Origin of the sequence: Pararobbsia alpina (genome assembly GCF_902859895.1) — a bacterium.
Lineage (GTDB): Bacteria > Pseudomonadota > Gammaproteobacteria > Burkholderiales > Burkholderiaceae > Pararobbsia > Pararobbsia alpina.
The window spans coordinates 44,920-67,017 of record NZ_CADIKM010000028.1 but is presented as its reverse complement, the minus strand read 5'-3'; the positions used below and the strand labels follow the sequence as shown (position 1 = coordinate 67,017).

The following is a 22,098-nucleotide window of genomic DNA, read 5'->3' as shown; positions in this document are numbered from 1 at the left end:
CGATTCCTGGTCTTCGATCGACAGGGTGCGCGCACGCTGAAGGCCCTCGACGAGCACCTTCACGGTCCCGTCGGGAAGCTTGAGCATCTGGAGAATGTTGGCGACGCAACCGACTTCGTACATATCCTTGTCGGTCGGTTCATCCTTGGCCGCGGTTTTCTGGGCGACCAGCATGATGTGCTTGCCGCCTTCCATCGCAGTTTCGAGCGCCTTGATGGACTTCGGGCGACCGACGAAGAGAGGAATCACCATATGCGGAAACACCACGACATCCCGCAGCGGGAGCAGGGGGAGCGTAATGCGTTCCGTCGGCAAAAGTTGGGTTCCTGACATTTCATTTCCCCATGAAGTGGAATCTGTTCGTGAGCAAGTGAGGCCGTCTCTATGGACTTCAAGCACCCAATTGATAAAAATCTATCGACAAAAATGTGTCGGCCTAAGGAAAAAAGCCGTTCACGTTGCCATGAACGGCTTTTCCGGTTGGCCTAGCCGATTCGTCAATTCGACCCCGAGACCTTCGGGGCTTCCTCGTAAATCAGCAGTGGCTTGCCGTCGCCGTCAATTGCGTTCTCGTCGATCGTGACCTTGCTGACCCCCTTCATCGTGGGCAAGTCATACATCACATCCAGCAACGCCTGCTCCAGGATCGAACGCAGGCCGCGTGCCCCCGTCTTTCGGCGGATCGCCTTGCGCGCGATGGCCTGTAGCGCCACTGGCCGGATTTCCAGCTCAACGCGCTCCATCGCAAACAACTTCTGATACTGCTTGACCACTGCGTTTTTCGGCTCGACCAGAATCTGCATCAACGCTTCCTCATCGAGCTTGCCGAGCGTTGCGACCACCGGCAGCCGTCCGATCAGTTCGGGAATCAGCCCGAACTTGATCAGGTCTTCCGGTTCGACATCGCGCAGCACTTCGCCCGCATCGCGTTCCTGCCGGCTCTTCACCGTCGCGCCGAAACCGATACCGGTCTTTTCGGTGCGGTCGATAATCACCTTTTCGAGCCCGTCAAACGCGCCACCGCAAATGAACAGGATGTTGGTCGTGTCGACCTGGATGAAATCCTGATTCGGATGCTTGCGCCCCCCTTGCGGCGGGACCGACGCCATCGTGCCTTCGACCAGTTTCAGCAGCGCCTGCTGGACCCCTTCACCCGAAACGTCGCGGGTGATCGACGGGTTGTCCGACTTGCGGCTGATCTTGTCGATTTCATCGATATAAACGATGCCCTTTTGTGCTTTATCGACTTCGTAGTTGCAATTCTGAAGGAGTTTTTGAATGATGTTTTCGACGTCCTCGCCCACATAGCCGGCTTCGGTCAACGTCGTGGCATCCGCGATCACGAACGGCACATTGAGCAGGCGTGCCAGCGTCTGAGCCAGCAGCGTCTTGCCCGAACCTGTCGGACCGATCAAAAGGATGTTGCTCTTCGCGAGCTCGACTTCGTCTTTCCGGTCGAGATGCTTGAGCCGTTTGTAATGGTTGTACACCGCGACCGCGAGAATCTTCTTCGCGCGTTCCTGCCCGATCACGTATTGATCGAGGATGTCGCGAATTTCTTGCGGGCTCGGCAGATCGGACTTGGCGATCGCCGCTTCGGCGCCGGCGCTGACCGCTTCGTCGCGAATGATCTCGTTGCACAGGTCGATGCATTCATCGCAAATGAACACCGACGGGCCGGCAATCAGTTTCTTGACTTCATGCTGACTCTTGCCGCAGAAGGAGCAGTACAGCAGCTTTTCGCTACCGGAAGATTTCTTGTCCGCCATAAATATTTACGCCTCAGGACGCTCGTCTACATCATACGCCGTATTAAAAGAACGCACGCATTGGGGCCGGCGGGATCTGCGAGGCAATTATTACCTGCTGCAGCCCCGCCAAAAAAGGGGCTCAATGAACGGCAACCACCGCCTTCGGCTATACCTGCTTGTGCTTCCGTGCGGCTCACTCCCGATTTCGTCCTTCTGGGGTGGGCTCGCCACCCTCAAACCCATCAGACCCGCTTATGCATGACCTGGTCGATCAGGCCATACGCCGCAGCGTCGTCGCCCGACATGAAGTTGTCGCGGTCCGTATCGCGCGCGATGCGTTCTACGGGCTGACCCGTGTGGCTCGCGAGCAACTGATTGAGCCGTTCGCGCAAATAAAGAATTTCGCGTGCCTGGATTTCAATGTCCGACGCCTGGCCGCGTGCGCCGCCGAGCGGCTGGTGAATCATCACGCGGGAATTCGGCAGCGCATAGCGTTTGCCTTTTTCGCCGGCTGCCAGCAGGAATGCGCCCATGCTGGCGGCGAGGCCCATGCAAAGCGTTGACACATTGGGCTTGATGAACTGCATCGTGTCGTAGATCGCGAGGCCGGCCGAGACTGAACCGCCCGGGCTGTTGATATACAGGCTGACGTCCTTGTCCGGATTTTCGCTTTCAAGGAACAGCAACTGGGCCACCACGAGATTGGCTGTCTGGTCGTTGACTTCACCGACCAGGAAGACGATACGCTCCTTGAGCAGGCGCGAGTAGATGTCATACGCGCGTTCACCGCGACCGCTCGTCTCGACGACCATCGGCACGAGGCCAAGCGCCTTCGGGTCGAGCGAATCATCGGAGTGGCGGTCCATCGAGTGCGGAAAACCGGAAACGAGATCGGCGCGGAACGTCATGCAGGCAGTCCTTGATAGTCTATTTACGTTGCTACGTTACACGACAAACGAGCCGTGTGCATAAGTCCCCGGGGCACCAGGATTGCCGTCTATCCGCGGTGGCTCAGATCTTATATGAGCCGTCGCCGGCGATTATCAAGACCTGCACCGGCACCTCGCGGATAAGCTTCGCGGATAAGTCCCGCAGGTGGGCCCCTTCACCGGACTCATCCGCCAGCCAATACCCTCTCTACCCTATCGCGCGCACCCGTCCCGGCAGCTTGCGCGGTATCCACTTAAAAACAATGCGCCGGAAACTTCCGGCGCATTTATATCACGTGAGGCGTTCCAGAGTTTCGTCGCGCCGGACTCAGCCTTGAGCCGCTGCCGCGGTGCTCGCCAGTTCCTCGAAAGGCACCAGCTTGTCCGTCACCTTAGCCTTGGTGGTCACGAATTCGACGACGTTGTTCTCGACGACGAATGCTTCCATTTCCGCAAGGCGCTGCTTGTCGGAATAGTACCAGCGCACCACTTCCTTGGGATCTTCATAGCTCTTCGCAAATTCGTCGACTTCGGCACGAATCTGCTCGGGCTTCGCCTGCAATTGGTTTTGCTGAACGACTTCAGCCAGAACGAGACCCAGCTTCACGCGGCGTTCGGCTTGATCGTGGAACATCTCGACCGGAATCGGTGCCTGGCGGGCGTTGGGTACGCCCCGCTGCTCGAGGTCACGACGCGCCATTTCGACGAGACGTTCCTGATCCTGCTCGACGAGTGCCTTCGGCACTTCGAGTTCGCTGATCTTGAGCAGCGCGTCCATCACCTGGTTCTTGAGCAGCGCTTGCGTGCGGCGCTTGGCTTCGCGCTCGAGGTTGTCCTTGATTTCACCGCGCATCTTCGTGAGGTCGCCGTCGGCAATGCCGAGCGTCTTCGAAAATTCAGCGTCGATTTCCGGCAGATGCGACCATTCGATCTTCTTCAGCGTGATCGTGAATTGCGCGGTCTTGCCGGCCACTTCCTTGCCGTGATAGTCCTCGGGAAACTGCAGGTCGAATTCGCGCGTTTCGCTGGCCTTCAGGCCCAGTGCCGCCTTCTCGAATTCGGGCAGCATGCGGCCTTCGCCGAGTACGAACACGAAGTCTTCTGCGGTGCCGCCCGCGAACGGCGTGCCGTCGAGCTTGCCGACGAAGTCCACCGTCACGCGGTCGCCGTCCTTGGCCGAGAGATCTGCGCCGCCGTCACCATGTTCGCTGGCTTCGCCGCGCACGTGGTAATGGACACGCTGTTTGCGCAGGATGTCGAGCGTGCGATCGATTTCGGCGTCCGCGATCTGCGTCGTCGTGCGGCTGATCTCAGCCGTGGCGATGTCGCCGAGCTTGACTTCGGGGTAGATTTCGAAGGTCGCGTCGAATGCATAGGAATCGGCGAGCGCCTGCTCGCCCTCTTTCGACGCGAAGCGCGGCGAGCCCGCTACCTTGAGGTTCTCAGCGCGGCTGATGTCGAAGAACTCGCGGCCCACCTTGTCGCTCAGGACTTCGGCTTCGACCTGACCCGCATATTGCTGTGCCACCATCTTCAGCGGCACCTTGCCCGGACGGAAACCCGGCATCTTGACGTTCTTTGCCAGTTGCTTGATGCGCGAGTCGATTTCCTTTTGCACGGCTTCCTTGGGCAGGGAAATGGTGACGCGCCGTTCGAGTTTGCCGAGATTTTCTACAACGTTAGCCATGGATGCATCCAGTCTGAAAGTTCTTGTCCGAGCCCATGCGGCGAGATCGGAGGCCGTCGGCTCAGCGCAATGCGCAGTGGGCGAAAGAAGCCGGGTATTCTAGCAAACTCTTTTCGTGCCACGCGAAAAAAGGCGAAAAGGCCGGGTTTTCGTTGATATGGACGGCGCTTGTGACGCAATCGGCTGCACTCGGGTGCGTGACCCCGTACCGGCTTCGACACGCTCACTCGTGGCGATCGTGGCCGCGACGCGCGATACTAGCGCCCAGCTTCGTCTCCCCCGACCACTCAATTTGCCGCGCCCCGACGCCGCTCACCACGACCGCCCTGCCAACATGCCGACCAAAAACATCGCTCCCGTCATCGTCGTCGCTCCGGATTCGTTCAAAGGCTCGCTGAGCGCACAGCAGGTCGGCGATGCGATCGCCGCCGGGTTGCGCCGTGTCTGGCCGAAGGCCGATGTCCGGGTACGGCCGCTCGCCGACGGCGGCGAGGGTACGCTCGATGCATTGCTCGCCAACGGCGGCAAACGCATGAAGCTGCATGTACGCAATGCCGCGGGCGGACCGTGCGAAGCCCAAAGCGGACTGCTGCCCGACCAGACCGCGATCATCGAAACTGCGGAGATCGTCGGCATCACCGACGCGGCGGGCATGGCGATTCCGATCGAGGCGCGCAGCACCCTGGGACTCGGCGACGCGATCCGCACGCACCTCGACCAGGACGCACGACGGATTCTCATCGCGCTCGGAGGCAGCAGCACGAACGATGGCGGGGCAGGCTTGTTGAACGCGCTGGGCATCCGCCTGCTCGATGCCGACGGCAAATCGCTGCCACCCTCGCCCAACGCATTCGAACGGCTTGCACAGATCGATGCGAGTGGCCTCGACACTCGGCTCAAGGGTTGTTCTCTGATGGCGATGACCGACGTCGACAATCCGCTTTGTGGAAAACACGGTGCGAGTGCGGTATTCGGCCCGCAGAAGGGCGCGAGCCCGAAACAGGTCGAGAAACTCGACCATGCGCTCAGCCATTTCGCTGACTTGCTCGAAAACGCGCTCGGCAAGCGCGTGCGCGACATGCCGGGCGCAGGCGCCGCGGGGGGGCTGGGCTTTGCACTGCATGCGCTGGGCGCCACGTTCCGGCCCGGCGCCGAGGTGGTGGCGGCCGAGGCGGCGCTCGACGAAGCGCTGCAAGGCGCGGACTGGATGATCACCGGCGAGGGCCGCAGCGACGCCCAGACCCTGCATGGCAAGACGCCCTTTGTCGCCTGCGAACACGCGCGACGGCTGGGTGTACCCGCAAGCCTGCTGTCGGGCGGCATCGACGTGAGTGCCCTGCCGCAATTGAATCAGTATTTCTCGGGATGCTTTTCGCCGACACCAGGACCGATGACGCTGCAAACCGCGATCGCCGAAGCCGGGACCTTGCTGGCGGACGGCGCCGAGCAGCTCGCGCGCCTGTTCGATGCGGCTCGCTCGCGCGATTCGCGGCCTTGAGCCCTTCAAACCGTGAATGCCGAACACGGATGTGGGTTCATGTTGGCGGCGGACACCACAACGACAACGCCCGTGGCCCCGTTGCCATGCCGCGATGCCCTCTTTTAGATTCCGAACCTCGTAGTCCGGTAGGCGACCCATAGCTTGCGTACAGGTGTCAGCGCAATTCGCTGGTGCAGGACCTGGTACCGCTCGCCTTCGATCTCATCGAGCAGGGCGAGCGCGATTGCTGCCTGGGCGCGCAGTACAGGCTGACGCTTCAAAGTCGCGCGCGGTGCATTCGATAGCGTTTGCCGCAGACCGTCGCGCGCGCGGCCGGCCTGAAATTCCATGAGTGCCGTGAAGCCGTCGGAATAGCGACGGTTGATGATATCGGCGGCCGTCACATTGAAGCGTTGCATCTCGCTGATCGGAAGATAGATGCGGCCGCGCCGAGCGTCGTCGCCGACATCGCGAACAATCTCCGCGTACATCAGCGCGTTACCGAGTTCCCGCGCCCACTCGCGATCGTCCGCGCCACCGGGCGCCTGCTGCGCGACGACGGCCGCGAATGCCCCGCCGACCTTACCAACATAGCGCTGCAGGCCTGGATAGTCGAGATAGCGCGCCTGATCGAGATCCATCGTGAAGCCTTCGGCGACTTCGAACAGCGACTCGATGGCCGCGACCGCACCGGGCAACTCGCGATGGAGTTCGACCGCGACTGGATGAGTCGGCTGACCTGTCTCGATCGTCTTGAGCTCGCGTTGCCACCATGCGAGCTTCGCGTGTCCGAGGGCGGGATCCGACGAATTCTCGACTGTTTCCTCGAGCTCACGCCGCAACGCAAAAAGCGCCGTCAACCCGCGACGACGCGAGGCCGGCGCACGCAACAAAGCGTAGTAGACGCTAGAGCCGAGCGGTGCGCCTTTTTCTTGTGAGTATTGATCAGGCTTCACGGAATGCTGGCAACTGGACGCGAATGAATTCGTGGTGCGAGGAGGGGGACTCGAACCCCCACACCATTGCTGGCGTCAGGACCTAAACCTGGTGCGTCTACCAATTTCGCCATCCTCGCGCCGGGCATCGATCATGGGTCGTTGGCCAGGAATCGTCACCGCGCACAATGCGTTGTGCCGAAACCGCCAAGCCTGCTGGATCGAGCCGGTCAATGCATCAGGTCTCCCTGCCGCAAACCGCCGCTCGGCATGAATAACCGCCATGCTTTGCGAAGTCCGCTAGTTTAGCCGATTGGCTGTTCAATGTCTCGTGGATTTGGCGTGCGTGCGTGTGCTTGCATATGATTTTGAAGCCCGCCCCCTCACGATTCACAATTCACGGCTCACGACAATTCCACTCACGACTCCATGACCACCACCACCATCGTCGGACCCGGCGCCATCGGCGGCCTCCTTGCAGCTGCTTTGTCCAACGCAGGCCATCAAGTCAGCCTGCTCGCACGCGGCGCCACGCTGGCGGCCCTCCGTCAGCACGGCCTGCGCGTGCGTCCCGCCGACGGCGGTCCTGAACAGGGTCATAGGCTTGCTGCTTCGGATGACCCGACCTCCTTCGGGGTGCAAGACCTCGTGATCGTCGCGCTCAAGGCGCAAGCGCTGCCCGCGATGGCGGCGAAACTGGCGCCACTGGTCGGACCGCAGACGGTGATCGTCAGCGCGATGAACGGACTGCCATGGTGGTTTCTTCACGGACTCGAGGGCGCCCCCCAGCCGCGCACACTTGATGCAGTCGATCCGGATGGCAAGGTTTCCGCCGCGCTGGATCCTCAGCGCGCGATAGGCTGCGTGGTTCATCTGGCATCGGCCCAGGTCGCACCCGGCGTGATTCAGCGCGTCAGGGCGAACCAGTTGATCGTCGGCAGCCCGCATGCCGCGCTGAACGACATGGCGGCACATCTCACCGCCGATTTGCGAACAGGTGGCTTCGAGGTCGCCTTGTCGGATTCCATTCATCGCGAGATCTGGATCAAGCTCTGGGGCAATATGAACATGAACCCGATCAGCGCCCTCACCGGCTCCACGCTCACGCAGATCCTCGATGATCCGCTGACCAACCGGCTCGCGGTCAGCATGATGGAGGAAGCTTCGGCCATCGGACGCAAGCTCGGACTCGACACAGGAATGACGCCGTCGGAACGCGAAGTCATCACGCGCAAGCTTGGCGCGTTCAAGACATCGATGCTGCAAGACTTCGAAGCGCACCGCGAAATGGAGATCGGCCCGATCCTCGGCGTATTCCCCGAGCTGGGTCGCAAGCTCGGTTTGGCGACACCCCACTGCGACGCGATACTCGGATTGCTACAACAGCGTGCGGCTAACCCGTATTGACAGTGATGAAATCCGTGGCTGGACTCAATAGAAGATCCTTCGATCACCTTGCAACTGAAAATGTGCACGCACCAAGCACACTCTCAAGCAATCTTGAGAAGTTTCAGATTCGGTGATTTGCGCATCCGATCGTTACCGTTTGTAAAGCTCACGAACCGCGTCTTCAATGTGCTGCCGAAGCAAGCGTCGCTCTTCGGAGTTCATATGGCCATCGTGACGTCGTTCGGAGATTTCGGGTGGAACAGGATCTTGCATCATGGGCATCGGCGGAGGAATCACGATCCTGGGCAGGCGGCGCATCTTGCGGTGCCCAAGGCGGCCATCGGACTCAGCCTGAGCGCGCGCGCACGAAGCGCCAGCCAATAGGAGCCCCAATAGCCCAATCGTTAACGAACGCCTCACCGCCCCCGTCATTGCTTACCTTTGAATACCTTCGTCATTGCCTGCGCCCGACGCTGATGGTCCACCTTCGCCAGATCCGAAGCGTGCCGCCCGGCGCGAATATTGCAGCCAGCACGTCTTTTGAGATTGTTCATACCTATTTCGATATCGAGCCAGAGTGTACGCAACGCCAATACTCGTCGCGCCACGGACCCCGTAAATTTTGTAACGGTTTGTAAGTCCATCCGAGCGCAAAAGGCGCGCGAAAAACGAATCAAGATAAGATCACGACATGGAAACCAAAAACCCGTCAAAAATTCTCGTAGTAGACGATGACCCCCGCCTGCGTGATTTGCTTCGCCGCTATCTCGGTGAGCAGGGCTTCAACGTGTACGTCGCCGAAAATGCGCCTGCGATGAACAAGCTTTGGGTGCGCGAGCGATTCGATCTGCTGGTGCTCGATCTGATGCTGCCCGGCGAGGACGGCCTGTCGATCTGTCGGCGCCTGCGCGGCAGCAATGACCGCACACCCATCATCATGCTAACGGCCAAGGGCGAGGATGTCGATCGCATCGTCGGACTTGAAATGGGTGCGGACGACTATCTCCCCAAGCCGTTCAACCCTCGCGAACTCGTCGCGCGCATCCATGCCGTGCTGCGCCGCCAGATGCCGTCGGAGTTGCCGGGTGCCCCGTCGGAAACCACCGAGGTCTTCGAGTTCGGCGAGTTCGCACTGAACCTTGCGACTCGCACGCTCACGAAGAACGGTCAGGAGATGCCCCTCACCACGGGGGAGTTCTCGGTACTCAAAGTCTTCGCGCGCCATCCGCGTCAGCCGCTCTCGCGCGAAAAACTCATGGAGCTTGCGCGTGGCCGCGAATACGAAGTGTTCGACCGCAGCCTCGACGTCCAGATCTCTCGACTGCGCAAGCTCATCGAGCCCGATCCGGGCAGCCCTCGCTTCATCCAGACAGTATGGGGCCTTGGTTACGTCTTCATTCCAGACGGGGCGGCCTGATCTCTGCGCGTCGCCTCCTGACAGGTCGCCGTAATGCGAGTTGACCGGCGCCTTCTCACGCTTGCCTTTGGCGGCCTGTTCTGGCGCACCTTCCTGCTGATCGCGCTGCTGATCGCGGTCAGCCTGGCGGCATGGTTCCAGAGCTTCCGCGTGATCGAGCGCGAGCCCCGCGCGCAACGCGTGGCCCTGCAGCTCGTCGCGATCGTCAAGCTGACCCGCACCGCCCTTCTCTATTCCGATCCCGATCTGCGGCGCGCCTTGCTGCAGGATCTCGAAAGCAATGAAGGGGTGCGCGTCTATCCGCGCGAACCGTCCGACAAATATCAGCTGCAGCCCGATGAATCGCTGAACCGCCTGATCGAAATCGACGTGCGCGGCCGGCTCGGCAACGAGACCGTCATCGCGCAGTCGGTCAACGATATTCCAGGCGTCTGGATCAGCTTCAAGATCGACGACGACGACTACTGGGTCGCGCTCGACCGCGATCAACTCGATAACGTCACGGGGCTCCAGTGGCTCGGCTGGGGCATTTTCGCGCTCGCACTCTCGTTGTTCGGCGCGGCTTTCATCACAAGCCTCGTGAACCGGCCGTTTGCGCGGCTCGCGCTGGCCGCGCGCAAGCTCGGTTCGGGACAAGTGCCGGATCCGCTGCCCGAACGCGGCATGGGCGTCGCGGCCGAGACCAATCGAAGTTTCAACCAGATGGTGCGCGACCTTGAACAGCTCGAGGCCGATCGCGCGGTCATGCTGGCGGGTATCTCACACGACCTGCGCACCCCGCTTGCACGTCTTCGCCTCGAAACCGAGATGAGTCCCGCTGATATTTTGACAAAGGATGCGATGGTCGACGATATCGAGCAGATGGACCGGATCATCGGCCGCTTTCTCGACTATGCACGTCCCGCCCAACGCACGGCCGAAGTCGTCGACCTCTCGGCGCTGGTGCGTGAAATCGCGGGACGGATGGCGAGTGAGGATGGGGTCGATCTCACGCTCGAGCTCGCCGACCGCGCATTGATCGAGGGCGACTCGACTGACATGCGGCGCGTGATCGCCAACCTGCTCGAGAACGCGCGCAAATACGGCAAGCGCTCGGAGGAGGAGATTCCGCAGATCCGCGTGGCGACGTATGCACAGCATGGGCAAGTCGACATCTTTGTGTCGGATCGGGGACCCGGTATTCCCGAGGATCAGATCGCGCTCGTCACGCGTCCGTTCTACCGCGTCGACGCGGCACGAACGCAGGCCGACGGGACGGGGCTCGGCATGGCGATCGTTCTGCGGCTCGTGTCACGCCATCGCGGCGCCTTGCGGCTGCGTAACCGTCAGCCGGGGCCCGGCCTCGAGGTCTCGCTGAACTTCCCCGAATATCGGGGCCCCGGCCGAGACGGTGACCTCGTGCGAGACGTGGCGCGCGACGGCGTCCGGGACACCGCCCGCGAATCGAAGCGGGACAGCCGGGATAGCAAGCGCGAGGCTTGAAGGAGGAGGATTGCCGCGCACTTGTTCAAAGCTTCTCGAGCAAGGCAATGGCCTGGGCTTCGATCCCTTCTTCGCGCCCCAGATAACCGAGCTTCTCGTTGGTCTTGGCCTTGACGTTGACGGCCTCGACCGGCACCCCGAGATCCTCCGACAGCACCCCGCACATCGCGCCAATATGGGGCGAAAGCTTGGGCTTCTGCGCAATCACGGTCGTGTCGACATTGACGATCGAGAAGCCGGCTTCGCGCACACGCCGCACGGCCTCGCGCAACAGCACACGACTGTCGGCGCCGTGGAACCGCTCGTCGGTGTCCGGAAAATGCCGGCCGATATCGCCCAACGCGGCCGCGCCGAGCAAGGCATCCGTCACGGCATGCAGCAGTACATCCGCATCCGAATGACCGAGCAGGCCCCGGTCGAACGGAATGGTCACACCGCCGATGATCAATGGCCTTCCGGTCACGAGAGCATGTACGTCATACCCTTGTCCGATTCGCAGCGCCGTCATATCGAGTGTCCTTTTTTTAGAAGAATGGATTCGGCCATTGCAAAATCTTCGGGGTAGGTAACCTTGAAATTGCGCAGATTGCCGGGCACGAGCCGCGGCTGATAACCGAGGCGTTCGACCGCGCTCGCCTCATCGGTCACCGCAAAGCCCTCCTGCTGCGCCCTGAGCAGCGCATCGCGCAGCAGGCCGATGCGGAACATCTGAGGTGTTTGGGCGAGCCAAAGCCCGTCGCGCGGCTCCGTATGGCCGATACGCGCGAGCTCGGGATCGGGCGACGCACGTTTGAGCGTGTCCGCGAGGGGCATCGCGATTATCCCGCCGACATCGTCGTCGCGTACCGCGTCGATCAGCTGCCGGATCAGTGCCGGCGTGATCCCGGGGCGCGCGGCATCGTGAACGAGCGCCCAGTCGTGATCACTGGCGCCGAATTCGCCGAGTGCGATCAGGCCGTTGAGCACACTCGCATGGCGCGTCGGCCCGCCGCAGCGGCGCGCGGCAAAACGCAGCTTGTCGAAATTGAGCCCATCAAAATAGCGGTCATCGGCGGATAGCACGAGCAGGGTCTGCTCGAGCTCCTCGCACGCATCGAAGGCAGCGAGCGTGTAGTGCAGCAGGCTGCGACCGCCGATCTCGCGATACTGCTTGGGCATGTTGGCGCCCGCGCGCGCGCCTACCCCCGCGGAAGGGATCAGGGCATACAGGCGGTCAGTCTGGCGAGGGTTCACACGAAAAACGGCAAGTCGAAGGAAGGAGCGAATTCTATAATATCGCCTTGCCTGTATGCAGCATTCTCTCCCGGCGTGTTCGATTTGCTGCATTGGGGCCGGGTTCGCGGTACTCTGCGAGCCACGCATCTCTATCCCCGGTCCGCTTGCGCACCGGGGTGCTGTCATTTGAAGAGCCTGAAAATAACCGTCTATGCCTGACCAGCCTGCCGTTCCGTCTGCAAAGTCATCCAAAGCGTCTTCTGCTGCGTCGTCCGCCGCGTCGTCGATGGTCTCCACCGTGCCGCCTGAGGCGTCAAGCGCAGCCGCTGCCGCGGCAGTCTCATCCGCGGTGACGCCAGTGCCGCCCTCGCCCCCGGTGCCCGCACCTGTCCCGCTGGGCAAGGCTGGTCACCGCTTCGCATTCGACGGAACCCATGGCTCGTCCGACGCCCTGCTGATCGCGCGCTACTTCAGGCAACATCACGGCAATCTGCCCCTGCTGGCCGTACTGTGCGCAAGCGCGGTCGACGCCCAGCGCCTGTTCGCGGAAATCGGCTACTTCGCCCCTGAAGCCCGGGTGCGGCTGTTGCCCGACTGGGAAACGCTTCCCTACGACTCGTTCTCCCCGCACCAGGACCTGATCTCGGAGCGTCTCGCCACGCTTCATGACCTCGACGCAGGCCGCTGCGACATCCTGATCGTGCCCGCGACGACCGCGCTTTACCGGATGCCGCCCGCTTCGTTCATGGCCGCCTATACGTTCGAATTCGCCCAGGGCGAACGGCTCGACGAGGCGAAGCTCAAGGCTCAATTGACGCTGGCGAGCTACGAGCACGTCGGGCAGGTCATGCGCCCGGGTGAATACTGCGTGCGCGGCGGCCTTATCGACCTCTTCCCGATGGGCTCGCCCTTGCCGTACCGGATCGACATGTTCGACAATCAGGTCGACTCGATCCGCGCGTTCGATCCCGATACGCAACGCAGCCTCTATCCGGTCCGCGAAGTCCGCCTCTTGCCGGGCCGCGAGTTTCCATTCGACGAAGCCGCGCGCACGGCGTTTCGAGGCCGCTGGCGCGAAACTTTCGAGGGTGATCCGAGCCGTTCGCCGATCTACAAGGACATCGGCAGCGGCATGCCGTCGGCCGGCATCGAGTACTACCTCCCGCTCTTTTTCGAAGAAACGGCGACGCTGTTCCACTACCTGCCGACCCATGCGCAGCTCGTGCTGGTCGGCGACCTAGAAGCCGCGATCCGCCGTTTCACGAGCGACACCCGCCAGCGCCATGCGTTTCTTTCGCATGATCGCGAACGGCCGATCCTCGAGCCATCGAAGCTGTTCCTGACCGACGAAGACCTGTTCATCCTGGCCAAGCCGTTCGCGCGCCTTGCCCTGCCGGCACCGTCCGATGTGGGCAGCGGCGACTGGGCGAGCGCCTTGCCGAACCTCGCGGTCGACCGTCACGCCGACGACCCGGTCATGTCGCTACGCAGCTTTGTCAGCGCTGGCGTGCAACGTGTTCTGCTGGTCGCCGAGTCGGCTGGACGGCGCGAAACGATCGCTCAGTTGATGGGGGACAACGGCCTGCGCGCGCAATTCGTCGACAGCTTCGACGCCTTCACCGCCACCCCGGGCACGACTTTCGGCATCGCGGTGGCGCCGCTCGCAAGCGGCTTCGTATTGCGCGCAGAGGGCGTCGCGCTTGTTACCGAGAACGAGCTCTACGGCAAGCTTGCGCGCCGCAGCGGCCGGCGCCGCCAGGAACAGGCGAGCAATGTCGATTCGATGGTCCGGGATCTGTCGGAACTCAAGGTCGGCGACCCGATCGTCCATTCCCAGCACGGCATCGGCCGCTATCTGGGGCTGGTCACGATGGATCTCGGCGAAGGCGAGACCGAGTTTCTCCATCTGCAATATGCGACCGACAGCAAGCTGTACGTGCCCGTCTCGCAGCTTCATGTGATCTCGCGCTACAGCGGTGCCGATCCGGATACGGCGCCGCTCCATGCGCTCGGTTCGGGCCAGTGGGAGAAGGCGCGCCGCAAGGCCGCGCAGCAGATCCGCGATACCGCGGCCGAGTTGCTGAATCTCTATGCCCGCCGCGCACTGCGCCAGGGTCATGCGTTCCCGCTCGAACCGCGCGACTATGAGAAATTCGCGGAAAGCTTCGGCTTCGAAGAGACGCCGGACCAGGATGCGGCGATCTCGGCCGTCATCGCCGACATGACGAGCGGCAAGCCGATGGACCGCCTGGTATGCGGCGACGTCGGTTTCGGCAAGACCGAGGTCGCATTGCGTGCGGCATTCATCGCCGTGCTCGGCGGCAAGCAGGTCGCGATTCTTTCGCCGACCACACTGCTCGCCGAACAGCACTTCAACACCTTCTCGGACCGGTTCGCCGACTGGCCGGTCCGGATCGCCGAGCTCTCGCGTTTCAAGTCGACCAAGGAAGTCTCGACCTCGGTCGCCGCCCTCAACGAGGGCACGGTCGATATCGTGATCGGCACGCACAAGCTGCTCTCGCCCGATGTGAAGTTCAAGCGGCTCGGCCTCGTGATCATCGACGAGGAACACCGTTTCGGGGTGCGCCAGAAAGAGGCGCTCAAGGCCCTGCGCGCCGAGGTCGATGTCCTCACGCTGACCGCGACCCCGATCCCCCGCACGCTCGGCATGGCGCTCGAAGGGCTGCGCGATTTCTCGGTGATTGCAACCGCGCCGCAGAAGCGTCTCGCGATCAAGACTTTCGTGCGCCGCGAGGAAGACAGCGTGGTCCGCGAAGCGATGTTGCGCGAGCTCAAGCGCGGCGGGCAGGTCTACTATCTGCACAATGAAGTCGAAACGATCGAGAACCGCAAGGCGCACCTCGAACAACTCGTGCCTGAAGCGCGTATCGTCGTCGCACATGGCCAGATGCACGAACGCGAACTCGAGCGCGTCATGCGCGACTTCGTCTCGCAACGCGCGAACGTCCTGCTCTGCACGACGATCATCGAAACCGGCATCGACGTGCCGAGTGCCAACACGATCCTGCTTCACCGCGCCGACAAGTTCGGCCTCGCGCAACTGCATCAGTTGCGCGGACGTGTCGGCCGCTCGCACCATCAGGCCTATGCGTACATGATGGTCCACGACCCGTCGGCGCTGACCAAGCAGGCGACGCGCCGTCTCGAAGCGATCCAGCAAATGGAAGAACTCGGCGCGGGCTTCTATCTCGCGATGCACGATCTCGAGATCCGCGGCGCGGGCGAAGTGCTCGGCGACAAGCAGTCGGGCGAAATCCACGAGATCGGATTCCAGCTCTATACCGACATGCTCAACGATGCGGTCAAGGCGCTCAAGAACGGCAAGGAACCGGACCTGCTCGCGCCGCTCGCGGCGACGACCGAGATCAACCTGCATATGCCCGCGATCCTGCCTTCGGACTACTGCGGCGACGTGCAGGAGCGCCTGTCGCTGTACAAGCGGCTCGCGAACTGCGAGACGAGCGATTCGATCGACAACGTCCATGAGGAATTGATCGACCGTTTCGGCAAGCTGCCGCCGCAGGCACAGGCGCTGATCGAAACGCACCGGCTGCGGCTCGTGGCCAAGCCGCTCGGCGTCGCGAAGATCGACGCGTCGGAAGACGTGATCGCCTTGCAGTTCATCCCGAATCCGCCGATCGATGCGATGCGGATCATCGAGATGGTGCAGAAGAACCGGCATATCAAGCTCGCGGGCCAGGACAGGTTGCGCATCGAGGCACGCAGCCCCGACTTCACGGTGCGTATCGCGACGATCAAGGAGACCTTGCGTGCGCTCGGTGGTCCGGCCAGGCAGGCTGCCGCCGCATCGGGCAGGTAGGAAGCAGTCGAGTTGGGCCGGCAGGGGCAAAAGGAAGGCGGAGGAAGGCGGCGCGGAGCCCGTAGGCTGGAAGCGGCCGAGCCTCGTCGACTCCGGCGCGCCACCGAGGCCGCTTCACCACTTTGCGCTATGATCGGTGGACTACCCTCGCAGGAGAGTTGTCATGTCAGATATCGCTGAAACCGCGCGCGCCGTCCGCGACACCGGCGACGCCAGCCCCGATGGGAAGCGGCCGGACTTGGCGCGGCCGCGCTCGCTCGACTGGATCGAGCGCCTGATCGCATTCAATACCGTCAGCCGCGAGTCGAATCTCGGCCTGATCGAAACCATTCGCGACCATTTGACGCATCGCGGCATCACCTCGACCCTGACCTACGACGCAGGCCACAACAAGGCCAACCTGTTCGCGACGATTCCCGCCGCCAGCGGTGCGACACAAGGCGGCCTGGTCCTGTCGGGCCATACCGACGTCGTGCCGGTCGATGGACAACAATGGGACACCGACCCGTTCGTCCCCGTCGTGCGCGACGGGAAGCTGTTCGGACGCGGCAGTTGCGATATGAAAGGCTATATCGGCGTCGTGCTGACTGCCCTGCCCGATCTGCTCGCAACCCGACTCGACAAGCCGGTGCATTTCGCGTTTTCGTACGACGAGGAAATCGGCTGCATTGGTGCGCCGTCGATGATCGCCGAACTTCAGGAACGCGGCGTGAGGCCCGACGGCTGTATCGTCGGTGAACCCACCAGCATGCGGCCGATCGTTGCACACAAGAGCATCAATTCATACCGCTGCTGCGTGCGCGGACACGCGACGCACTCGTCGCTGACACCGAAGGGCGTCAACGCCATCGAATATGCCGCGCGGCTGATCTGCCATATACGTGACATCGCCGATGGTCTCAAGCGCGAGGGCCCGTTCGACGAAGATTTCGATGTTCCGTTCTCGACCGCCTCGACGGGCCAGATCCAGGGCGGCATCGCGGTCAACACGGTGCCGGAACTCTGCGAATTCGTCTTCGAATACCGGACGCTGCCGGGTGTCGATACCCACAAGCTCATCGAACGCATCGAGACCTATGCGCGCGAGACGCTCGTGCCCGAGATGCGCAAGGTCGCCCCCCATGCGTCGATTGAATTCACGCGGCGCTCGGCCTCACCCTCGCTTGAAGCCTCCGAACAGGATGCGGTCACACGGCTCGTGCGTGCCCTGACGGCGGACCAGGCGGTCCACAAGGTTGCCTACGGCACGGAAGCGGGTCTGTTCCAGCGCGCGGGCATCCCGAGCGTGATCTGCGGCCCCGGCGATATCGAACAGGCGCACAAGCCCAACGAATTCGTGCTGCTCGACCAGATTGTCCAGTGCGAAGCCTTCGTGGCCAAACTGATCCGGAGCATGGCGCTCGCCTGAGCGCCATGCCGAGGGGGTGAGCGTTGCAGGGGAACACTCACCGGACTACCACCTTCTCACCCGGCCGCCGCGCTTGCGCGCCCGGCGAGTCATCCGTCCGCGAGTCATCCGTCCTCAACGGCCCGTCTTGAACTCCGTCCACAGGCGGGTCTCAAGACGGCTGATTTCAAGTGGCAACGGCTTGAGCAGGAACAGCGTCTTCAGCACTTCGGGCGGCGGATAGACACCCGGGTCGTTCGCGACATCCTTTGCGACGAACTTGCGTGCTTCCATGTTCGCGCTCGGATAGAACACCTCATTGGTGATCGCCGCATGCACTTCCGGGGTCTCGATGTAGTTGATCCATTGCAGCGCGGCGTCCTTGTGCGCGGCATCCTTCGGAATCACCATCACGTCGAACCAGATCGGCGCACCGCCCTTCGGAATCAGGTAATTGAGCACGAACGGCTTCTTCGCATCGAGAGCACGCTTTTTCGCGATGATCAAGTCGCCCGAGAAACCGAAGGCGAAGCAGATGTCGCCGCCCGCGAGATCGTTGATATAGCCCGACGAGTTGAACTGCGTGATGTACGGGCGGATCTTCTTCATCATGTCCAGCGCGGCGCGGTAGTCGGCCGGGTTGGTGCTGTTCGGATCCTTGCCGATGTAGTGCAACGCGGCCGCGAACATCTGGTCGGGCGCGTCGAGCACCGAGACGCCACACGACTTGAGCTTCGAAAGGTTCTCTGGCTTGAACATCACGTCCCAGCTGTCGAGCGGCGTGCCCTTGCCGAGTGCCGCCTCGGCCTTGGTCACGTTGTAGCCAAGGCCTGTTGTCCCGTATGCCCAAGGCACCGCGTACTTGTTACCTGGATCGGCGCCCGCTACCAATGCCATGAGGTTCGGGTCGAGATACTTGAGGTTCGGCAGCTTCGATTTGTCGAGCGGCTCGTAGATGCCCGCGGCAATCTGCTTGCCCGCATAGTTGGTGGTTGGCACGACGATGTCGTAGCCCGAATGGCCGGCGAGCAGCTTGGCCTGTAGCGTGTCGTCGCTGTCGTAGTTGTCGTACTTGACCTGGATGCCGGTCTGCTTCACGAAATTCGAGACTGTATCCTTCGCAATGTAGTCGGACCAGTTATAGATATTGAGTTGCGTGTCCTTCGCGATAGCCGTGCCGGCCGTCGTGAATGCCAACAGGAGCGCCGCGGTGCGGGCGAGGTACGTCTGTGCTTTCCGCTTCATCATATTATTCTCCGTCAAGCCGTGGCTCTCACCACCAAGATACACGAGTCGGCGGCGCGTCAGAAACCCATTCGCCTCCGGTCGGCCCGCGAACTGCGGCGTCATTATTGTTGAAAACTTTGCGGGATTAAAGCGTTTGAACGATGTTTTTTCAGGGCTGAGTCCTCTGGATGTCATAAAGGGCTCTGCTCAAAGCGTCTGAATCTCCCAAGCTGTTCGTCCATCCTATCCAGCCGCGGTGCGGCACACTATCGACCCGATCAGAAATATCCAATGGCCTCATCAAATGAGAATTACTACTATCTGATCGAAGAGAGATTGAAACGCCGGCTTCGCCACCGGCTGGAGAATGAGATGGACGCCCCGACACTTGCCATACCCCCGACACCCACGCCGGCGCCTGCCACACCGCAGTCGCCGGCGCTCGTGCGTCCTTCGCCGAAGTGGTTCAGCTTCGTCGGCGCGGGTGCGCTGATCGCGGTCGGCTATATGGATCCGGGCAACTGGGCGACCGCGCTCGCGGGGGGTGCGCAGTTCGGTTATGCGTTGCTCGCCGTGGTGGCCGCCTCCAGTCTGATGGCCATGCTGCTTCAATGGTTGTCGTCGCGCATCGGCGTCGTGACGGGTCGGGATCTCGCCCAGCTGTCGCGTGAGCACTATTCGCGGCGCACGGCGATGTGGCTCTGGGTCGCCAGCGAGGTCGCGATCATCGCCTGCGATGTCGCGGAGCTGGTTGGCAGTGCCGTCGCGCTCCAGTTGCTCCTTGGCGTATCGCTGAGCGTCGGAGTCGTAATCGCCGCAATCGGCAGCTTCGCGATGCTGTTGCTCAAGCGCCGAGGCGCGCGCTCGCTCGAAACTGTTGTCACCGCGCTGATCCTGTTCGTCGCTTTATGCTTCGTCGCCCAGCTCGCGCTGGCGAAGCCCGACTGGCACGCCGCGCTCACGGGGTTTGTCCCGTCGACGCACCTTGTCACGAGCGCGGGCATGTTGTGGCTCGCGACCGGCATCATCGGCGCGACCGTCATGCCGCACAATCTGTATCTGCATTCTGCACTCGTCAAGGAACACGGCGGCGCTCGCCGTTCGTCCGAAGTCCGTGCCGCGCTGCGCGGCGTCAATGCCGATACCTTCGGCTCGTTGAGCTTCGCGTTCGTCATCAATGCGGCATTGTTGATCCTCGCGGCCGCAGTGTTCCATGCATCCGGGCATAGCCAGGTGACCGACCTCGCCGACGCGCAGCGCCTGATCGAGCCCCTGCTCGGCAATCACTGGGCCGGCTTGCTGTTTGCCGCGGCCCTGCTCGCCTGTGGGCTCAATTCGACGGTGACCGGCACGCTCGCGGGACAGGTCGTGATGGAAGGCTTCCTGAATCTGCGCGTCAAGGCATGGCAGCGCACGCTGATCACCCGAATCGTCGCGATCGGGCCAGCGCTCGGTGCGGTCGCGCTGTTCGGCGATCATGGTTCGAATGAATTGCTCGTCGCGAGCCAGGTCGTGCTGAGCCTGCAATTGCCGCTCGCGGTCGTGCCGCTCGTGCGGTTTGCCTCGGACCGCAAGCTCATGGGCAAATGGCGCGTCGGCGGTATTCCGCTGCTCGCGGCCTGGACATGCACCGGCGTCATTCTCGCCTTGAATGCGGCCTTGCTTTGGCAAACTGTCTCGGGGTAAACGACGGGCACAGCTTTACCGAGGAATAATCCTATTTGTTTGGGGCCATTTTCTTATCCATTTTCTTATCCAATTTCAGCGACATTATCTAAATCGAAACAGTTGATCGATTAAAGTGCGGCCATAGATTCACAGGAGATCTCCTTGGTTCACCTCATGCCGCACTTCAATCACGCCCCGCGGCGCCGACACTACCCTGCCATGCCTGTCTGGCTGCCGCTGTCGCTCGCGGCCTGGTTGGGTCTGTGCTTCGGTTCGCCCTCGTACGCAACCGTGACGCTCCTTCAGCCGCCCCGCGAACTGGCTGGCGAACAACCGCTCACGCTGACCTTATTACTCGCACAGGACGCCCCCGGTTCACAACGCTACGAGATTCCCGCGAGCCTCGATGTCCAACTTGTCACGACCGACGGCCTTCCGCCGCGCCGGCTCACACTGCAGCGCGCATCGGCCCAGCCGGCCTCGGTCACGTTGAAAAGCGGACAGTACCGCAAAGTGGTCTACAGCATCGCCTGGCCGAAGGATTTGCGCGGCACACTGCGCGTCGTGCCGGTCGGCTTCGACGCCGCGGAGAGTCTCGTCGTTCTGAACTGGGGGGCGCAAGCCGCTGGGAATGCGACGACCGCCGCCGCACCGCTTGTGCCGATTACTACACCGAACGTTGCGTCAAATGCCGCAACAAACGCCGCAACAGAAGGAACAGGAAGCGCTGGAACCCCAACCGCCACGAATGGCGCTTCGGGCGGTGGCACCAGTGGCATGACCGCCGCGCAAGGCACGAACGAGACCGCCGGCGTGGCTGCTGAGGGTACGACACCTGGTTCGAATGTCGCGGTCGGCACCGGGACGGCGGGCGGCGCCATCGTTGCGGCGCAGCCGGCACCCTCGTCACCGGCCGATGCGAGTGCGGGCCTGGCTTCGGCGCCGGCGCCGCTGCCCGTCGAAGCAACCCGGCTCTCGTTCTATGAACCGGTGTATATGGCCGTTGGTCCGAGTGGCGACACCACCGCGAAATTCCAGTTGAGTTTCAAATACCGGCTTTTCCAGCCGAAGGACCCGCGTTCGCGTTCGCTGCTCGACAATCTGTACTTTGGTTACACGCAGTTGTCGATATGGGATCTCAGTGAAGAGTCCAAGCCTTTCAAAGATACGAATTTCAAACCTTCGCTCTTCTACTACCTTCCTGATACCGGCGTGCGCGCAAGCTGGTTTTCGCAGCTCGGTATCCAGGCCGGCCTCGAGCATGAGTCCAATGGCAAGGACGGTACCGATTCGCGCAGCATCAATACAGTATTCGTGCGGCCAACGCTGACCTGGAACAATGTGCTGGGCAATCGGCTGGTGTTTTCACCCAAGATTTACTACTACCTCGAAAAAAGCGACAACCCCGATATCGCCAAATACCGTGGCTATGCGGATTTGCTCGTCCAGTATGGCGACCCGGATGCGCTCGAACTTGCGGCGACTTTCCGCAAGGGCACTTCGAACGGATACGGCAGCGTCGATGCGCAGTTGACCTATCCGATGGGGAAAATCTTCGGCGCGGGCTTCGGCGGGTATCTCTTCCTCGACGTATTCAGCGGGTATGGGGAGACGCTGATCGACTACAACAGCCGTACAAACGCGGTGCGCATCGGCTACAGCATTTCGCGGTGAGGATTGGAAGATTGGG

Annotated in this window: 17 protein-coding genes, 1 tRNA gene and 2 pseudogenes; 9 read left to right on the top strand and 11 right to left on the bottom strand. The window is 62.0% G+C overall.

The genetic code is table 11. The features are described from left to right. The 4 genes from HV670_RS21645 to tig form a co-directional block, all read right to left on the bottom strand. Positions 1 to 333, bottom strand: a 333-nt coding sequence (locus tag HV670_RS21645) for an LON peptidase substrate-binding domain-containing protein (RefSeq protein ID WP_175106939.1), incomplete at its 3' end; no start/stop codon positions are given. 164 nt (positions 334 to 497) lie between these two features. Beyond that, complete coding sequence (gene clpX, locus HV670_RS21640) at positions 498 to 1,769, bottom strand: ATP-dependent Clp protease ATP-binding subunit ClpX (protein ID WP_175106937.1); 1,272 nt, start codon at positions 1,767 to 1,769, stop codon at positions 498 to 500. A gap of 224 nt (positions 1,770 to 1,993) precedes the next feature. Next, a complete protein-coding gene (gene clpP, locus HV670_RS21635) occupies positions 1,994 to 2,659 on the bottom strand; it encodes an ATP-dependent Clp endopeptidase proteolytic subunit ClpP (protein ID WP_175106935.1) in 666 nt (221 codons plus the stop codon). A gap of 349 nt (positions 2,660 to 3,008) precedes the next feature. After that, on the bottom strand, positions 3,009 to 4,367 hold the full coding sequence (gene tig / locus HV670_RS21630; protein WP_175106933.1) for a trigger factor: 1,359 nt from the start codon (positions 4,365 to 4,367) through the stop codon (positions 3,009 to 3,011). Positions 4,368 to 4,701: 334 nt separating this feature from the next. Here tig and HV670_RS21625 point away from each other — a divergent pair, with 334 nt between their 5' ends. Continuing rightward, a complete protein-coding gene (locus tag HV670_RS21625; RefSeq protein ID WP_175106931.1) occupies positions 4,702 to 5,865 on the top strand; it encodes a glycerate kinase in 1,164 nt (387 codons plus the stop codon). A 104-nt stretch (positions 5,866 to 5,969) separates the two neighbouring features. On the opposite strand, the gene HV670_RS21620 is transcribed toward HV670_RS21625, so the two are convergent. Both HV670_RS21620 and HV670_RS21615 read right to left on the bottom strand, forming a co-directional pair. After that, the gene (locus HV670_RS21620; RefSeq protein ID WP_175106929.1) at positions 5,970 to 6,803 is read right to left on the bottom strand and encodes a squalene/phytoene synthase family protein; all 834 of its coding nucleotides are present in this window, start codon (positions 6,801 to 6,803) and stop codon (positions 5,970 to 5,972) included. A gap of 32 nt (positions 6,804 to 6,835) precedes the next feature. Next, positions 6,836 to 6,922 (bottom strand) — tRNA-Leu (locus HV670_RS21615). Between the two features lie 289 nt (positions 6,923 to 7,211). On the opposite strand from HV670_RS21615, the gene HV670_RS21610 reads away from it, so the two are divergent. After that, positions 7,212 to 8,189, top strand: coding sequence for a 2-dehydropantoate 2-reductase (locus HV670_RS21610; protein WP_175106927.1), 978 nt, complete (start codon positions 7,212 to 7,214; stop codon positions 8,187 to 8,189). A gap of 132 nt (positions 8,190 to 8,321) precedes the next feature. Here HV670_RS21610 and HV670_RS31175 read toward each other — a convergent pair whose 3' ends face one another. Then, on the bottom strand, positions 8,322 to 8,603 hold the full coding sequence (locus tag HV670_RS31175) for a hypothetical protein (RefSeq protein ID WP_246257796.1): 282 nt from the start codon (positions 8,601 to 8,603) through the stop codon (positions 8,322 to 8,324). Next, positions 8,600 to 8,725: a hypothetical protein gene (locus tag HV670_RS31890; protein ID WP_281362435.1), complete on the bottom strand. Its 126-nt coding sequence runs from the start codon at positions 8,723 to 8,725 to the stop codon at positions 8,600 to 8,602. Before HV670_RS31890 ends, HV670_RS31175 begins: the two co-directional genes overlap by 4 nt. Positions 8,726 to 8,862: 137 nt before the next feature. Here HV670_RS31890 and ompR point away from each other — a divergent pair, with 137 nt between their 5' ends. The 3 genes and pseudogenes from ompR to HV670_RS32290 form a co-directional block, all read left to right on the top strand. Then, positions 8,863 to 9,588, top strand: coding sequence for an osmolarity response regulator transcription factor OmpR (gene ompR / locus HV670_RS21605; RefSeq protein ID WP_175106926.1), 726 nt, complete (start codon positions 8,863 to 8,865; stop codon positions 9,586 to 9,588). A 33-nt stretch (positions 9,589 to 9,621) separates the two neighbouring features. After that, a pseudogene (locus HV670_RS21600) lies at positions 9,622 to 10,678 on the top strand (histidine kinase dimerization/phospho-acceptor domain-containing protein); the annotation flags it as partial. Next, positions 10,672 to 11,070 (top strand): annotated as a pseudogene (locus HV670_RS32290) (ATP-binding protein); the annotation flags it as partial. The pseudogenes HV670_RS21600 and HV670_RS32290, both read left to right, overlap by 7 nt. 25 nt (positions 11,071 to 11,095) lie before the next feature. Here HV670_RS32290 and ispF read toward each other — a convergent pair. Together ispF and ispD are read right to left on the bottom strand one after the other, a co-directional pair. After that, the gene (ispF, locus tag HV670_RS21595; RefSeq protein WP_175106922.1) at positions 11,096 to 11,578 is read right to left on the bottom strand and encodes a 2-C-methyl-D-erythritol 2,4-cyclodiphosphate synthase; all 483 of its coding nucleotides are present in this window, start codon (positions 11,576 to 11,578) and stop codon (positions 11,096 to 11,098) included. Further along, the gene (gene ispD / locus HV670_RS21590) at positions 11,575 to 12,303 is read right to left on the bottom strand and encodes a 2-C-methyl-D-erythritol 4-phosphate cytidylyltransferase (protein WP_246257794.1); all 729 of its coding nucleotides are present in this window, start codon (positions 12,301 to 12,303) and stop codon (positions 11,575 to 11,577) included. Before ispD ends, ispF begins: the two co-directional genes overlap by 4 nt. Positions 12,304 to 12,571: 268 nt before the next feature. Between ispD and mfd the strand changes: the two genes are divergently transcribed. Continuing rightward, positions 12,572 to 16,126 carry a transcription-repair coupling factor gene (mfd, locus tag HV670_RS21585; RefSeq protein ID WP_175106920.1) on the top strand — a complete coding sequence of 1,185 codons (3,555 nt, stop codon included), beginning with the start codon at positions 12,572 to 12,574 and terminating at the stop codon, positions 16,124 to 16,126. A gap of 163 nt (positions 16,127 to 16,289) precedes the next feature. Then, complete coding sequence (gene argE, locus HV670_RS21580) at positions 16,290 to 17,534, top strand: acetylornithine deacetylase (protein ID WP_175106918.1); 1,245 nt, start codon at positions 16,290 to 16,292, stop codon at positions 17,532 to 17,534. A gap of 114 nt (positions 17,535 to 17,648) precedes the next feature. Here the strand turns inward: argE and HV670_RS21575 are convergent, their stop codons facing one another. Then, positions 17,649 to 18,761: a polyamine ABC transporter substrate-binding protein gene (locus HV670_RS21575; protein WP_246257792.1), complete on the bottom strand. Its 1,113-nt coding sequence runs from the start codon at positions 18,759 to 18,761 to the stop codon at positions 17,649 to 17,651. Between the two features lie 351 nt (positions 18,762 to 19,112). On the opposite strand from HV670_RS21575, the gene HV670_RS21570 reads away from it, so the two are divergent. Together HV670_RS21570 and HV670_RS31170 are read left to right on the top strand one after the other, a co-directional pair. Continuing rightward, positions 19,113 to 20,426, top strand: a complete 1,314-nt coding sequence (locus tag HV670_RS21570) for an Nramp family divalent metal transporter (RefSeq protein ID WP_175106945.1) — start codon at positions 19,113 to 19,115, stop codon at positions 20,424 to 20,426. A gap of 144 nt (positions 20,427 to 20,570) precedes the next feature. Then, complete coding sequence (locus HV670_RS31170; protein ID WP_246257788.1) at positions 20,571 to 22,082, top strand: phospholipase A; 1,512 nt, start codon at positions 20,571 to 20,573, stop codon at positions 22,080 to 22,082. Positions 22,083 to 22,098: the final 16 nt, after the last annotated feature.

What these genes read in the sequence shown, in the direction of transcription:
- clpX (WP_175106937.1), bottom strand. Translation starts at nt 1,769, where the DNA reads ATGGCGGACAAGAAATCTTCCGGTAGCGAAAAGCTGCTGTACTGCTCC.
- clpP (WP_175106935.1), bottom strand. Translation starts at nt 2,659, where the DNA reads ATGACGTTCCGCGCCGATCTCGTTTCCGGTTTTCCGCACTCGATGGAC.
- tig (WP_175106933.1), bottom strand. Translation starts at nt 4,367, where the DNA reads ATGGCTAACGTTGTAGAAAATCTCGGCAAACTCGAACGGCGCGTCACC.
- HV670_RS21625 (WP_175106931.1), top strand. Translation starts at nt 4,702, where the DNA reads ATGCCGACCAAAAACATCGCTCCCGTCATCGTCGTCGCTCCGGATTCG.
- HV670_RS21610 (WP_175106927.1), top strand. Translation starts at nt 7,212, where the DNA reads ATGACCACCACCACCATCGTCGGACCCGGCGCCATCGGCGGCCTCCTT.
- HV670_RS31175 (WP_246257796.1), bottom strand. Translation starts at nt 8,603, where the DNA reads ATGACGGGGGCGGTGAGGCGTTCGTTAACGATTGGGCTATTGGGGCTC.
- HV670_RS31890 (WP_281362435.1), bottom strand. Translation starts at nt 8,725, where the DNA reads ATGAACAATCTCAAAAGACGTGCTGGCTGCAATATTCGCGCCGGGCGG.
- ompR (WP_175106926.1), top strand. Translation starts at nt 8,863, where the DNA reads ATGGAAACCAAAAACCCGTCAAAAATTCTCGTAGTAGACGATGACCCC.
- ispF (WP_175106922.1), bottom strand. Translation starts at nt 11,578, where the DNA reads ATGACGGCGCTGCGAATCGGACAAGGGTATGACGTACATGCTCTCGTG.
- mfd (WP_175106920.1), top strand. Translation starts at nt 12,572, where the DNA reads ATGGTCTCCACCGTGCCGCCTGAGGCGTCAAGCGCAGCCGCTGCCGCG.
- argE (WP_175106918.1), top strand. Translation starts at nt 16,290, where the DNA reads ATGTCAGATATCGCTGAAACCGCGCGCGCCGTCCGCGACACCGGCGAC.
- HV670_RS21575 (WP_246257792.1), bottom strand. Translation starts at nt 18,761, where the DNA reads ATGATGAAGCGGAAAGCACAGACGTACCTCGCCCGCACCGCGGCGCTC.
- HV670_RS21570 (WP_175106945.1), top strand. Translation starts at nt 19,113, where the DNA reads ATGGACGCCCCGACACTTGCCATACCCCCGACACCCACGCCGGCGCCT.